At 68.6% G+C, this 13,203-nt stretch carries 13 protein-coding genes; 3 read left to right on the forward strand and 10 right to left on the reverse strand.

The window, feature by feature from the left end:
* Positions 1-21: 21 nt before the first annotated feature.
* Together F1D05_RS14920 and F1D05_RS14925 are read left to right on the forward strand one after the other, a co-directional pair.
* Entirely contained in the window at positions 22-1,062 is a 1,041-nt protein-coding gene (locus tag F1D05_RS14920; RefSeq protein WP_185448254.1) for an aminotransferase class V-fold PLP-dependent enzyme, read from the forward strand.
* Between the two features lie 59 nt (positions 1,063-1,121).
* On the forward strand, positions 1,122-1,901 hold the full coding sequence (locus F1D05_RS14925) for an META domain-containing protein (protein ID WP_185448255.1): 780 nt from the start codon (positions 1,122-1,124) through the stop codon (positions 1,899-1,901).
* Positions 1,902-1,930: 29 nt separating this feature from the next.
* On the opposite strand, the gene F1D05_RS14930 is transcribed toward F1D05_RS14925, so the two are convergent.
* The 3 genes from F1D05_RS14930 to F1D05_RS14940 form a co-directional block, all read right to left on the reverse strand.
* Positions 1,931-2,071: a hypothetical protein gene (locus F1D05_RS14930; RefSeq protein ID WP_185448256.1), complete on the reverse strand. Its 141-nt coding sequence runs from the start codon at positions 2,069-2,071 to the stop codon at positions 1,931-1,933.
* Positions 2,072-2,364: 293 nt separating this feature from the next.
* A complete protein-coding gene (locus F1D05_RS14935; RefSeq protein WP_185448257.1) occupies positions 2,365-3,840 on the reverse strand; it encodes an NAD(P)H-hydrate dehydratase in 1,476 nt (491 codons plus the stop codon).
* A 1-nt stretch (position 3,841) separates the two neighbouring features.
* Positions 3,842-4,192: a holo-ACP synthase gene (locus F1D05_RS14940; RefSeq protein WP_185448258.1), complete on the reverse strand. Its 351-nt coding sequence runs from the start codon at positions 4,190-4,192 to the stop codon at positions 3,842-3,844.
* Between the two features lie 93 nt (positions 4,193-4,285).
* On the opposite strand from F1D05_RS14940, the gene coaA reads away from it, so the two are divergent.
* Entirely contained in the window at positions 4,286-5,239 is a 954-nt protein-coding gene (coaA, locus tag F1D05_RS14945; RefSeq protein ID WP_246486708.1) for a type I pantothenate kinase, read from the forward strand.
* Positions 5,240-5,313: 74 nt separating this feature from the next.
* On the opposite strand, the gene F1D05_RS40230 is transcribed toward coaA, so the two are convergent.
* From F1D05_RS40230 to F1D05_RS14980, 7 genes are all read right to left on the reverse strand, one after another.
* Complete coding sequence (locus F1D05_RS40230) at positions 5,314-5,865, reverse strand: MFS transporter (RefSeq protein ID WP_246486709.1); 552 nt, start codon at positions 5,863-5,865, stop codon at positions 5,314-5,316.
* A 404-nt stretch (positions 5,866-6,269) separates the two neighbouring features.
* Entirely contained in the window at positions 6,270-7,553 is a 1,284-nt protein-coding gene (locus F1D05_RS14955) for a PLP-dependent aminotransferase family protein (RefSeq protein WP_185448260.1), read from the reverse strand.
* Complete coding sequence (locus F1D05_RS14960; RefSeq protein ID WP_185448261.1) at positions 7,553-8,605, reverse strand: alpha-hydroxy acid oxidase; 1,053 nt, start codon at positions 8,603-8,605, stop codon at positions 7,553-7,555. Before F1D05_RS14960 ends, F1D05_RS14955 begins: the two co-directional genes overlap by 1 nt.
* Positions 8,598-9,527, reverse strand: a complete 930-nt coding sequence (locus F1D05_RS14965; RefSeq protein ID WP_185448262.1) for an alpha/beta hydrolase — start codon at positions 9,525-9,527, stop codon at positions 8,598-8,600. Before F1D05_RS14965 ends, F1D05_RS14960 begins: the two co-directional genes overlap by 8 nt.
* Positions 9,528-9,544: 17 nt before the next feature.
* Positions 9,545-10,747 carry a cytochrome P450 gene (locus F1D05_RS14970; protein WP_185448263.1) on the reverse strand — a complete coding sequence of 401 codons (1,203 nt, stop codon included), beginning with the start codon at positions 10,745-10,747 and terminating at the stop codon, positions 9,545-9,547.
* The gene (locus F1D05_RS14975; RefSeq protein WP_185448264.1) at positions 10,744-11,955 is read right to left on the reverse strand and encodes a cytochrome P450; all 1,212 of its coding nucleotides are present in this window, start codon (positions 11,953-11,955) and stop codon (positions 10,744-10,746) included. The genes F1D05_RS14970 and F1D05_RS14975 overlap by 4 nt, the downstream gene beginning before the upstream one ends.
* A gap of 7 nt (positions 11,956-11,962) precedes the next feature.
* Positions 11,963-13,030, reverse strand: coding sequence for an SGNH/GDSL hydrolase family protein (locus F1D05_RS14980; protein ID WP_246486710.1), 1,068 nt, complete (start codon positions 13,028-13,030; stop codon positions 11,963-11,965).
* Positions 13,031-13,203 lie beyond the last annotated feature (173 nt).

Below are 13,203 nucleotides of genomic sequence, written 5' to 3' on the forward strand. Positions count from 1 at the left end.
GCTCAGCGCGAGGGTGGAGTCATGACCTCAGTGGCCGAAGCCCAGCAAGAGTTCGACTCGACGGTGACCTACCTGAACACCCCCACGTTCGGGTTGCCGCCGCGGCGGAGTTGGGATGCCTTGCAGGGCGGGCTGACCGACTGGCGAGGCGGGACAGCGAATCCGGTCGCCTATGACCAACCGCTCCAGCGAGCACGTACGGCGTACGGGCAGTTGGCGGGCGTGGACCCGAGTCTGGTCGCGGTGGGGAGCCAGGTGTCGGGTTTCGTTGCCCTGGTCGCACACTGGCTGCCGGTCGGCGGCGAGGTACTGGTCGCGGAGGGTGATTTCACCAGCCTCACGTTCCCGTTCCTGGCGCTCGGGCATCGGGTCCGGGAGGTTCCGCTGGAGCGGCTCGCGGACGAGGTGCGGCCGGAGACCAGCCTGGTCGCGGTGTCGGCGGTGCAATCGTCCGACGGGCGGGTCGCCGATCTGGACGCGTTGCGGGAGACGGGTGCGCGGATCATGCTCGACACGACCCAGGCGATCGGGTGGCTGCCGGTCGACGCTTCGCAGTACGCGTTCACCGCGGCGGGCGGCTACAAATGGCTGCTCGCACCACGCGGTACGGCGTACTTCACTGTTCAGGCCGATTTGCTCGAGGAGCTGACCCCGCTCAACGCCAACTGGTACGCCGGTGAGGAGCCGTGGAACAGCATCTACGGTTCACCGCTGCGACTGGCCGCGAGTGCTCGCCGGCTGGATCTGTCCCCTGCCTGGCACTCGTGGATCGCCGCCGCGCCGGCACTCGAACTCATCGGCGAGGTGGGCGTGCGCGCGCTCCACGAGCACAGCACCGGCCTGGCCGAGCGGTTCCGCGCCGAGATCGGGCTGAAGGCTCCCGCGATCGCCTCCGCGATCGTCTCGGCCGTCGCGGACAACGAAGTACCGAGGCTGCTGAAGGACGCCGGGATCGTCGCGTCGTTCCGGGCCGGGCGGCTCCGCCTCGGCTTCCATCTGTCGACCACCGAGCAGGACGTCGACCACGCCGCGGCCGTACTGCGGAACCATCTGGCGGACTGATCCGGCGTCTGCTGCAACGTCTTGGTGGCCGGTGGCGTCCGTAGGTTGTGAGGATGCGGATGAGTGCTGCTGTCGTCGTGGCCGGGCTGGCCGTCGCCCTGAGCGGGTGCGGGAGTGAGTCGGGCGCGGGTGGGTCGGTCCTGGAAGGGAAGTCCTACCTGTCCACGGCCGTGACCGAGAGCGGCAAGCCGAAGCAGCTCGCGCCGAACACCCGGATCCAACTGCAGTTCATGGCGGACGGTCGGCTGAACGCGAACGCCGGCTGCAACTCGATGGGCGCCGCCAAGATTTCCACCAGCGGCGGCAAGCTCGGCGTGAAGGATCTCGCGATCACCGACATGGGCTGCGACGCCCCGCGGCATGCCCAGGACGACTGGCTGTCCAAGCTGCTGACGTCCGAGCCGACCTGGAAGCTGACCGACGACAAGCTCGAACTCAGTTCCGGCACCACCGTGATCTCGCTGGTCGACCGCCAGACCGCCGAGCCGGATCTCGTCCTGGACGGCACCAAGTGGACCTTGGAGACGGTGATCACCGGCGAGACCGCGTCGCACTCCGCCGAGGTCGCGAAGGTCCACCTGACGATCAGCGGCGAGCGGGTCACCGGTTCGACCGGCTGCAACGACTTCCAGGGCATCGTCTCCCGGACTGGCGACAAACTGACCTTCGGCGAACTCAGCGCTACCCTCCGCGCCTGCAAGGGTGATGTCGCGACCTTGGAGAAGACGATCCTCGGCGCCCTCAAGGGCGAGGTCGTCTACGGCATCACCTCGAACAACCTCCAGCTCAGCCCGACGAACGCCCCCGGTACCAGCCTCGCCTTCACTGGGACGCGCTAGTACCGGGGACGCACTGGTACCGGGGCCTGCTAGCGGGCCAGCCGGAGGTCGAAGGCCTGGACCTGGTTCTGGGTCGATTCGTACGACAGGAGCAGGTGGCCGTCCGCTGCCAACTGGGCTCGTTGCGCTGGAGACGTCGCAGTCGTCTGTGCCAGTACAGGTGGCGGCACCTTGCCAGACGCGGCCTAGGTCGAGGGTAGGTCCGTCGTCCTCGCCCGGGCCGGCAGTGCCATCCACAGTCGGGGTCGTGGTCGCCTGTGCGATAGCAGTCTTCGGTACTACGGACAGAGTGAGGACCTCGTTGCCAGTGCCGCCGGCGTACGTTGTCCTGACCGGCCTTCGGGTTCGGCGTCCCGTCCGGCAGGGTGTTCGGCTGGAACGGGACGAACGACTGGGCCAACCTGACTCACGAGCCCGAAAGCAAGAAGCCGAAGTCTTTGCTAGGTCCGGCTCAGGCCGCGACTCAAGCGAGGTCCAACAGCAGGCGGGTTGCCTCGGCGACCTTTCCGGCTACCTGCATCGCGGTGAGCGGGCCATCCGCCGAGGCGAGTTGGGCGGCGGCGCCGTGGAGGTACGCACCTACGGAGCCTGCGTCGAGCGGTGACAGGCCGGCGGCGAGGAGGGAGCCGCAGAGGCCGGCCAGTACGTCGCCGGCGCCGGCCGTGGCGAGCCAAGGGGTGGCGTTGCTGCTGACTCGCACCTGTCCGTCTGGTGCGGCGATGATCGTCGTCGCGCCCTTCAGCAACACAGTCACCTCGTACCGCTCGGCCGCCTGTCGTGCGTACTTCAGCCGCTCGGCCTCGACCACCTTGCGGGCTACCCCCAGCAACCGCGCGAGCTCTCCCGCATGCGGCGTCACCAGTACTGCGTTGTGGTCGCCGGAGTCGTCGAGTGCCTTCAACCCGTCGGCATCCAGCAGGACCGGTATTTCGGACATCAGCAACTCGCGGACCTTGGCGACGTCGAGTTCGTCGCCCAGCCCCGAACCGATCGCCCAGGCCTGGACCCGGCCTTCGCCCGCGACGATCTCGGGGTGCGCCGCGCGGACCGCGGTGGCGACCTCGTCGGGGCCGACGTACCGGAGCATGCCGATCGGTCCGGCGAGGGCGCCCGAGGTGGCGATGACGGCCGCGCCCGGGTACTGCGCTGAGCCGGCCATCAACCCGAGTACGCCGCGGGAGTACTTGTCGGACTCGCCGTGCGGGACCGGATAGAGGTCGCGAATGTCCGCGTCCTGGATCGCCGATACGGCGGCGGGCGGGAGCTCCAAGCCGATGTCGACCAGGTGGACCGGACCGCAAGCGGCGGCCGCCGGGTCGACGAGGTGGCAGATCTTGTGCGTCCCGAAGGTGACCGTGAACGCTGCCTTCACGTGCTCCGCCGGCGTCTCACCGCTGTCGACGTCCACCCCCGACGGCATGTCCACGGCAACAATCGGAACGTCGTGGTCAACAGCAACCTGTACGACGGCAAGCGCCTCGGGCTTCAGCCCGGGCCGTCCTCCGATGCCAACGATCCCGTCGACAACAACATCGGCTCCAGCGATCGCCTCTTCCCACCGCGCCTCGCCGGCTGCGCCGGCGAGGCGGGTGGAGGAGGGCGCGGTGGCGGGGGTGCTGCTGCCGTCCGCCGGGTGGACGCGGCCGCCGGCTGCGGTTAGTGCGGCGATGCCTGCTTCATGCGCCTTGTCCGAGAGCAGGATTGCGGTGACGTGGGCGCCGCGGCGGGCGAGGATCTCGCCGGCGTACAAGGCGTCTCCGCCGTTGTCGCCCGAGCCGACCAGGAGGACCACGCGCGCGCCGTACGAGTGGCCAAGGAAGTTGCTGATGGCAACGGCCAGGCCGGTGGCGGCGCGCTGCATCAAGGTGCCTTCGGGGAGGCGGGCCATCAGGTCCGCCTCGGCGGCGCGGACCTGGTCGACGGTGTGTGCGTGCCTCATCTCAGCCCTCCAGGATGACGACGGCCGACGCGATGCCGGCATCGTGGCTCAGCGACAGATGCATGTTCTGGACCCCCAGCCGCGAGGCGCGCTCGGCCACCGTGCCGGTGATCTCGAGCCACGGCCGCCCGGTGTCGTCGGTGCGGACCTCGGCGTCGTGCCAGTGCATCCCGGCCGGCGCCCCGAGCGCCTTGGCCAGCGCCTCCTTGGCCGCGAACCGGGCGGCGAGCGACGCCGGCGGCTTGGCTGCCTCCGCCGGAGTGAACACCTTCGTCCGGAGTCCGGGGGTGCGCTCCAGCGTTTTCATGAAGCGTTCGATGTCGACCACATCGATACCCACGCCGACGATCATGAAGTTCCTGATGTGACAACTGCCACACCCGCAGTCTCGTAGCCACACATGCCGGTCAGCGTAGCCCGGCCGGGTGTGGGAAGAATGGGGCCCATGCTGCAGCCGCCGCGGGAGGTGACCCCGTACACCGAGCTGGACCGGGCCGCCTGGGCGCAACTGGCCGAGACGACCGAGTCACCGCTGACCGCCGAGGAGATCGAGCGGCTGCGCGGCCTCGGTGACGAGATCGACATCGACGAGGTCCGCGAGGTCTACCTGCCGCTGTCGCGGATCCTGTCGCTGTACGTGCGGCACGCCCGCGCGCTGCACTCCGACACCGAGGCGTTCCTGGGCAAACCGGCCGAGATGCGGACGCCGTTCGTGATCGGCATCGGCGGCTCCGTTGCCGTCGGCAAATCCACCACGGCCCGGTTGCTGCGAGAACTCTTGGCTCGCTGGCCCGAGCACCCCCGGGTGGCGCTCGTGACCACCGACGGGTTCCTCTGGCCGAACACCGAGCTGGAGCGCCGCAACCTGATGCTGCGCAAGGGCTTCCCGGAGTCGTACGACCGCAAGTCGCTGCTGCGCTTCGTGGTGGAGGTGAAGTCCGGCATGGACAGCGTCGAGGCGCCGGTCTACTCCCACCTCCACTACGACCGGATGCCCGGCGTACGGACCACCGTCGAGCAGCCGGACATCCTGCTGCTCGAAGGCCTCAATGTCCTGCAACCGGCGCCCCGGCACGCGGACGGCAAGAGCGGGCTGGCCGTCAGCGACTTCTTCGACTTCTCGGTGTACGTCGACGCGGCCGCGGACGATGTCCGGTCCTGGTACGTGCACCGCTTCCTCAAGCTCTGGGAGACCGCCTTCCGCAACCCCGAGTCGTACTTCGTCCGGTACGGCGAGCTGAGTCGCGAGGAGGCGGTCGCGAAGGCCGAGTCGCTCTGGGACGGCATCAACGGCCCGAACCTGCGCGAGAACATCCTCCCGACCCGCTCCCGCGCCACCCTGGTCCTCCGCAAAGGCCCCGACCACGCCGTCCGCTGGGTCCGACTCCGCAAGCTCTGACGTCCCACGCGGAAACCACTCCTTGCGTCCGAAGAGGTGAGGGGCAGGACCCTCATCTCTTCGGACGCTAGGTTTCAGCGGCGTGCTGCGCGTAGCGCGGGGATGATCGCGGTAGCGACGACCGCAGCGGTGCGGTCGCCGTACCGGCCTGCGAGCCAGCGCGCCGCCGGAGCCGCGATCGCCTGGACCAGCAGCGCGACGGCGACGAGTGCGTGCCGATCGGCGGAGACGGCCAACGGCACGAAGGTCACGCTGATCCCGGCCGCCACGGTCACGGCGGCGAACACGAGGCTCGGCACCACCAGGCCGCTCCCCCGCAGTCCGCCGAGCACCTTCACGTGCTGGGGCTCGGTCTCCGTACTACGGGTGGGCATCCCGGCCAGGAACGCGAGGCCACCCAGCGAAGCGACCGCCGCGACGACGAAGAGCGCGCCGAATCCGATCACGTTGGTCAGGTAGACCCCGAGCGGCAGACCGATGACGGCCGGCAGACCGACCACCACGCCGTACAGGCCGAGGCTCTCACCGCGGCGGTGGGCCGGAGTGAGTTCGGCGACCAGGGCGACCGCGCCGACGACCAGGATCGCCAGGCCGCCACCACGTACGGCGCAGACGGCCAGGACCACCGGGAGGGGAGGCAGTCAGCAACAGGACCAGCGAGGGGGCGCCGAGCAGGATGAGGCCGAGTCCGAGGGTGCCGCGGTAGCCGAAACGGACCAGCATCCGCGGGACCAGCAGTTCCACCGCGACCGCGGAAAGCATCATCGCGCCGGTCGACAGACCCCGCGCCGACGCCGCCGGCACCGTTGGCTGCGAGGTAGAGCGGCACGACCGAGGTCAGCAGGTACATGCTCAGTCCGGAGCCGAACACCATCAGCAGCAACAAAGCGAACTGCCGGGTGATCAGCCGTTCCTGCCGCCCGAGGACGGGGACTACGGGAGCCTCGCAGATGATGTCGGTCATGCAATCACCGTAGAAGCGAACCGGTCTCCTCTACAGATCCGGTTCGCAAGCCGTGGAGGGGACCAATTACAGCTGGTCCATGATCAGCGCGGCCAGCCGGTTGAGCGCGGCGTCGATCTGCGCCGCGGTGACCGAGCTGCAGGAGAGCCGGAGCGCGTGGATCGGGCCGTCGCCGTCGTAGAAGTGGCTCATCGGGGTCCACAGCACGCCGTACTCGTGTGCCGACTTCTCCAGGAGGGCGTCGTCGACCGCGAACGGGACCGTGACGACGATGAAGAAGCCGCCCGACGGGACGGTCCAGGTCACCTGGCCGCCGGGGAAGCGAGCGGCCAGCCCATCGGTGACGGCGCGCAGGTTGTCCGCGTAGATCGCGCGTTCGCGCTGGTTCGCGGCGACGAGGCTGCAGCCGTTCTCCAGCAGCTTGCCGCCGATCACCGCCTGGGCGACGGCCGAGGTGTTGACCGTGACCATGCTCTTGATCTTCGACAGCTCGTCGGCGAGCAGGCCGACCGAGCCGTCCACAGCCTCCACCGTCTGGTCCGCGACCACGTAGCCGACCCGGGCGCCGGGGAGTGCGGTCTTGGCGAAGGAGCCGAGGTAGATCACTCGCCGATCGGTGTCGAGCGACTTCAGCGTCGGCACGCGTTCCACCCCGTCTGCCGGGAAGAGCCCGTACGGGTTGTCCTCGAGCAGCAACAGGTCCTGCTCCGCCGCGACCTCCAGCAACCGCCGCCGGGTCTCCAGGTCGAGGCTCAGCCCAGAAGGGTTCGCGAAGTCGGGCATCACGTAGCAGGCTCGCGGCCGGAGCCCTTCGGTCCGGGCTGCCTTGACCACGGCGACCAGGTCCTCCAGGTCCACGCCATCGTTGCCCCCGGCAACAGGGAGGACGGGGAGGTCCACCAGTCTTGCCGCACCGGTGATCCCGACATACGCCGGTGACACGACCAACAGGACGTCCTTCGGGTCAGACCGAAGCGCCCGCAGTACGAGGACCATTGCTTCCTGGCAGCCGACGGTGATCACCAGCGCCTCGGGGTCGACCTCGATCCCCTCGTCGAGCTTGAGATTGCGTGCGACGAGGTGATGCACGATGCCCTTGGTCCGGCCGTACTGGAACAGCGCCCGCCGGACGCCGACCTCGTCGTACCCGAGGTCGTCGCGCAGGTAGCGGCTGAAGGTATCCAGGTAGGAGTGCAGGTCCTCGATCGCGTAGAACTCTTCCGAGGGCCGCCCGGCCGCGAGTGAGATCGCGTCCGGATAGTGATTCGAGACCTCGTTGAGGAAGTTCATCGAGTTCAGGGTTCGATCGGTGAGCGAGCCGTGCAGGTCCACCACTTGCAGATCAGCCATCAGGCCCTCCCGGTCGTCAGGTCTGCGATCTCGGCCACCGTCGCACAGCCCGCGAGCATCATCGCCTGCGTCAGCTCGCCGCTCAGCAACTCCAACGCCTCGGCCGCCGCGTCGAGCGCCAATGCCCAGAGCAACGGACGGCCGATCAGTACCCCGGACGCCCCGAGCGCGAGCGCACGCAGTACGTCGGTGCCGCTGCGGATCCCACTGTCCAACAGGACCTCGCAGTCGACGGCCTCGACGACAGCAGCCAGCGCGTCGATCGAGGCGGGAGCGCCGTCCAACTGCCGCCCCCCGTGATTGGAGACAACGATGCCTTCAGCACCTGTCTCCGTCGCGCGGTAAGCATCACGGGGATCGAGAATTCCCTTCACCACCAGGGGAAGCTCGGTCCGCTGCCGGATCCACTCGAGGTCCAGCCAGGACAGCGATGGCTCGAAGGCCGCTGCTGTATGAGTAGCAACAGCCGATGCGCCGGCCACCCCGACATGCGCTTCGGTGCGTGCGCCGACCAGGTTGGCGGCGACAACCTCCGAGGGAAGCTGGAACGCGTTCCGTACGTCGCGCAGCCGCCGGCCCATCACCGGTACGTCGACCGTGACCATCAACGCGGTGCAGCCCGCCTGCCCGGCCCGGTCGATCAGCGACTCGACCATCGCGCGATCGCGCAACCAGTACAGCTGGAACCACGTCGACGCCTCGGCCGCGATCTGCTCCATCGGCTGACTGCTCAGAGTGCTGATGACGTAGGGAATTCCGGCCATCGCGGCGGCCCGGGCGAGCGCGATCTCACCCTCGGGATGCACGAGTTGCTGATAGGCCATCGGGGCGATCGCGACCGGTATAGCCGCCGGCGTACCAAGCAGCTTGGTCGATGGATCGGGCGACGAGACCCCGGCCAGCACTCGCGGAGCCATCGTCACCGCATCCAACGCCGACCGATTGCGCCGCAGCGTGGTCTCGGACCCGCTGCCGCCGGCAATGAAATCCCGTACTCCGGCTGGCAACACCTTCGATGCGAGCGACTCGTAGTCGTCCAGTGAGCTAGCCATCGGCGAAGGTCCGTTGCAGGAACTCGGCCGCCTCCGCGATCGCCTTCCGGCCGCCATCGAGGACGCCGGACATCGCGAAGAAGCCGTGCACCATCCCGTCGTACCGGCTGAGCTGGGTCGGCACGCCCGCGGCGTACAGCTTCTCCGCGTAGAACTCGCCTTCATCCCGGAGCGGGTCGTACTCCGCGGTGATCACCAGCGCGGGCGGCAGCCCGGCGTGCGACTCGGCGAGCAGCGGGGAAGCCAGCGGGTTCTGGCCGTCCGCGTGGTCGGTGAGGTAGTGGTCCCAGTACCAATCGACCGAGGTCCGGTTGAAGAGGAACGGATCGTCACCGGCCCGCATCGAGGCGGTGTCGGAGCCGTAGAGCGTGTTCGGGTAGATCAGTAGCTGCGCCGCCAGCGCTGGGCCGGATTCCCTTGCCAGCAAGCTGGTTGCGGCCGCAAGGTTGCCTCCGGCACTATCTCCACCGACGACGACGCGGTCAGGATCGACCTGGAGTTCGGCAGCGTGGGCCGCGATCCACTGGGTCGCCTGGTGACAGTCGTCGACGGCCGCCGGGAACGGGTTCTCCGGGGCCAGCCTGTAGCCAACAGTGATCACCTGGCACGGCACGGCATTGGCCAACTGGCGACAGATGCCGTCGGCGGTGTCGATGCTGCCGAGCGTCCAGCCACCACCGAAGAAGTACACCAGCGTCGGCAGCGGGTCGCTCCCTTCGGGCCGGTAGATCCTCAGCGGCAGCCCGGATTCCTCCATCACGACATCTTCGACGTGGTGGACCTGTTCCAGCGAGCCACCAGCTGCCTGGATCGAGGCCAGGTCGGCCGCCCGCGCCTCGGCGAGCGTCTGGGTGTACAGCTGCGGAACGTCAGCGGCCTCGCGCTGCGAACGCATCGCCTCGACCTGCGGATCCAACGGCATTTCGGTTCTCCCGTGATTTAGTTGCCCAGCACAACAGGCATGGTGGCGTAGCCGCGGAGCGCGAGCCCGGCACTCTGGACCGGCGGGCCGGCGAGGGCCAGATCGGGGAACCGCTGGAACAGCCTCGGCAACGCGAGCCGGCCTTCCGCCCGCGCGAGGACCGCGCCGATGCAGAAGTACGGGCCGGCGCCGAAGGTGATGTGGCGCTTGTCCGTCCGGTTGACGTCGAACACCTCGGGTGACGGGAAGCGCGCTGGGTCCCGGTTCGCGGCACCGAGGATCACCAGCACCAGACCGCCTTCCGGGATGACCACTCCTGCGACTTCGAGGTCCTCCGACGCCGTCCGGACCACCAGCTGTGCGGTTCCGTCGTACCGGAGAACCTCCTCCACGCAAGCCTCAGCCACCGCCGGGTCACTCGCAAGCGACTTAACCACCTCTGGACGTTCGAGCAGTGGCGGGATGGCGTTGCCGAGCAGGTTGATCGTGGTGACGAAGCTGGCGTTGAACAGCACCAGCAGGTTGCCGATCAGCTCCTCGTCGGTGAGATCACCGTCGCCGGCGTCGATCACCTGCACCAGCGCGCTGATCAGGTCGTTGCCCGGCTTCGCCCGGCGAGCGGCGATCAGCGACGCGTAGTACTCCGACATCTCGGTCGCCGAATTGTTGGCAGCGGCAACCTTCTCCGGAGTGCGGCCGCCGAAGTCGAGATAGTCCTCGACCCGCTGCACCCGGGTCCGGAACCAGTCCAGATCCGGCGCGGGGATCCCGAGCAGGGCGCTCATCACCCCGGCCGGCAACAGGTAGCCGAACTCGGCGATGAAGTCGACCGGACCACCCAGCTCCGCAAGACGATCCAGCAACGAGTCGGTCAGCGCGGCGATCTCCGGCTCCAGCGCCGCCACCCGCCGGGGCGTGAACGCCGCATGGAAGGCGCGCCGCATCCGGCCGTGGTCCGGCTCGGTCCGGAACATCATCGAGCTACTCAAGGCCTTGGTGATCGGGTCCGCGTCCGGCGCGGGCGGCGGACCACCTTTGACGAAGCGAGGATCACGCAGGATCTGGTCGACGGCCGCGTACCCGTTAGCCACTGCCGCGTACGCCGGGCTGGCGGGCGTCAGGTTCACCGGACCGAGCTCGTGAAGCCTTTCGTACAAGGGATACGGCGCCCGGCGACCAGCGTCGGTCTGCAACTCCGCGAGGATCTCGTCGGCGGTCATGGCGCTACCGGCATCGACTTGTAGCCGCGGAGGAACTGCTGCGGATTCCGCACCCGTGGTCCCGCCGTCCGTAGGGAGGGGAACCGCTCGATCAACCGCGGGAAGGCGATCCGCGCCTCGGCCCGGGCCAGCGCGGCGCCCAGGCAGTAGTGCGGTCCGGCTCCGAAGCTGAGCGGCTTCACGTCGGTCCTGGCCGGGTCGAAGATTTCCGGATCCTTGTAGCGGGAGGGATCCCGGTTCGCCGCACCGAGCATCACCAGCACCAGTTGCTTGGCGGGGATCACGGTGTCGGCCACGGTCTCCTCCTCGTCGGCGAAGCGCGCGACGAACTGCACCGGCGCTTCGTACCGGAGTACCTCTTCGATGAACGGCCCGATCTCTGCCTGCCGCGTCTCGGGCCGGTCCAGCAGCAGCTGCATGCCGTTGCCGATCAGGTGGATCGTGGTGACGAAGCTGGCATTGAACAACACCAGCAAGTTGCTGATCAGGTCGTCGTCGGACACTTGGTGCTCGCCGGCATCGATCGCCGCCGCGAGCTGACTGATCAGGTCATCCTTGGGCGCTGCCCGCCGTTCGGCGAGCAGCGACCGGTAGTACTCGGACAGCTCGACGGTCGCCTGGTCAGCGGCCGCCAGCACCTCGTCGGTCTTGCCGGTGACGTCCAGGAAGTCGTTGATCCGCTCGACCCGCGGCCGGAAGAACGACAGGTCGCTCTGGGGGATGCCTATCAGCGCGGCAACCACGCTGCTCGGCAGGAGGTAGGCGAACTCCGTCATGAAGTCCGCCTCCCCGTCGGCGGCGAACCGCTCCGCCATCGCGCCCATCAGGCCGTCGACCAACTCGGTGACGGCCGGCTCGAGCTCGACCACCCGGCGTGGCGTGAACACCTGGTGGAACAGCCGCCGGGTCTGCGTATGACGGCTGTCGTTGCTGTACATCATCGAGTTGTTGAGCACCGCCAGCAGCGGATGGTCACGCCAACCGCTGCCGCTGCGCTCATCGGTGTACACGTCGTCGGTGACGCGGAACCGTGGGTTACGAAGCAGTTGGTCGGCTGCCTCGTAGCCGGTGACCACCGCCGCGTAGGGGCCCTCGCCGCTGAGCAGCGAGACAGGACCGAGTTGGTGCAGTTCGGCGTAGTACTGGTACGGATCGTCCAGACCGGCTGCGCTGAACAGCCCCTTGAGCACCTGTGCGGCGGTGGTCATCCCTCCCTCACCGCACCAGCTGCAACGGGATCGCGTCGGCCATCGCCTGGTAGCCGACATCGCTCATGTGGATGTGGTCACCACCGTCGTACTCGGCCCGCGTCCTGGTCGGGTCGGCAGGGTCGCGAACGGCCTTGTCGAAGTCGATGAACCCGTCCGTGTCGTGGGTGCTCCGGATCCAGGCGTTGACCGTCTGCCGGGTCTGCTCGCGCTCCGGTGTCCAGCCGCCCGGCGTGGCGAAGCCGCCGTACGGCGTGATGGTGGCGCCGAGACTGCGGATGCCTCGCTCGTGCAGCTGGCTGTTGATCTGCTTGAGCGCCGCGATGATCTGGGCGGCCGGGGCATCGTCCATCCAGATGTCGTTCACGCCCAGGTGGGTGATGACGACCTTGGGCCGCGTCTGGGCGAAGACGTCCTCGTTCAGCCGGGCCAACGCGTTCACGCCGAGCTGCTGGATGCCGTTCGGGGCGCCGAGGATGGGGTCCGGGCTGTCGTGCAGCAGCCGGTTGCCGGCCATGCCGACGTTCAGCACGCCAGGTGCGTCATGGTGCTTGTCGGCCGCGAGCCGCTCGGCGAGCTGGTCGGGCCAGCGGTTGTTCCCGTTCAGCGTGCTGAGCAAGCCGTCCGCGATCGAGTCGCCGAGCACGACGATCGCGCCGTCGGAGTGCTCCGAGAGCACGTCGACGCCGGACAGGAACGTCCAGCAGCAGGCCCGGGTGGTGATGTACGGCGTTCCGTCGGCGGCGCCGGTCAGGTCGCCCGGGCCGAAGAAGTTCTGCTGCGTCGACGAGGCGTGCCAGGTGGTCGGGCCGGTCGCGGTCGGGTAGAAGACGCTGATCACCAGCGTGCTCAGGTCCGGCACCCGCAGGTTGACAGGGTCGCTGAGCAGCTCGGCGCCCTTGTTCATCACTGCCGTCGCCGAGCCGTTGAAGGTCAGCGTCTTCAGGCTCGTGGTGTCGATGTCCGAGGCGACCGGCGTGGCCGTGTCCGCCTTGGCCACGGTGGCGGCGCCGATCTGGATCGGCCGGTCACCGTAGATGTTCGAGAACCGGATCCGGACCTTGTCGCCCCCCACGGACGGCCGGACCACGTAACGGGCGCTCTGGTTGTTGAGTCCGGTGGCGGTGAAGCCGGTCGCCTCGCCCTGCGAGACACCGGCCCGCCCAGCTACCGACCCATTCGGACTGGTGACCGGAGTTCGAGGACTGCGAGGCCCCGGATCCGGTGAACACCAGTGCCGAACCGGCG

It is taken from the genome of Kribbella qitaiheensis (assembly GCF_014217565.1).
In the GTDB taxonomy this organism is placed as follows: Bacteria; Actinomycetota; Actinomycetes; order Propionibacteriales; family Kribbellaceae; genus Kribbella; species Kribbella qitaiheensis_A.

Coding starts and splice junctions, on each gene's coding strand:
- F1D05_RS14920 (WP_185448254.1), top strand. CDS start 22: ATGACCTCAGTGGCCGAAGCCCAGCAAGAGTTCGACTCGACGGTGACC.
- F1D05_RS14925 (WP_185448255.1), top strand. CDS start 1,122: ATGAGTGCTGCTGTCGTCGTGGCCGGGCTGGCCGTCGCCCTGAGCGGG.
- F1D05_RS14935 (WP_185448257.1), bottom strand. CDS start 3,840: ATGAGGCACGCACACACCGTCGACCAGGTCCGCGCCGCCGAGGCGGAC.
- F1D05_RS14940 (WP_185448258.1), bottom strand. CDS start 4,192: ATGATCGTCGGCGTGGGTATCGATGTGGTCGACATCGAACGCTTCATG.
- coaA (WP_246486708.1), top strand. CDS start 4,286: ATGCTGCAGCCGCCGCGGGAGGTGACCCCGTACACCGAGCTGGACCGG.
- F1D05_RS14955 (WP_185448260.1), bottom strand. CDS start 7,553: ATGGCTGATCTGCAAGTGGTGGACCTGCACGGCTCGCTCACCGATCGA.
- F1D05_RS14960 (WP_185448261.1), bottom strand. CDS start 8,605: ATGGCTAGCTCACTGGACGACTACGAGTCGCTCGCATCGAAGGTGTTG.
- F1D05_RS14965 (WP_185448262.1), bottom strand. CDS start 9,527: ATGCCGTTGGATCCGCAGGTCGAGGCGATGCGTTCGCAGCGCGAGGCC.
- F1D05_RS14970 (WP_185448263.1), bottom strand. CDS start 10,747: ATGACCGCCGACGAGATCCTCGCGGAGTTGCAGACCGACGCTGGTCGC.
- F1D05_RS14975 (WP_185448264.1), bottom strand. CDS start 11,955: ATGACCACCGCCGCACAGGTGCTCAAGGGGCTGTTCAGCGCAGCCGGT.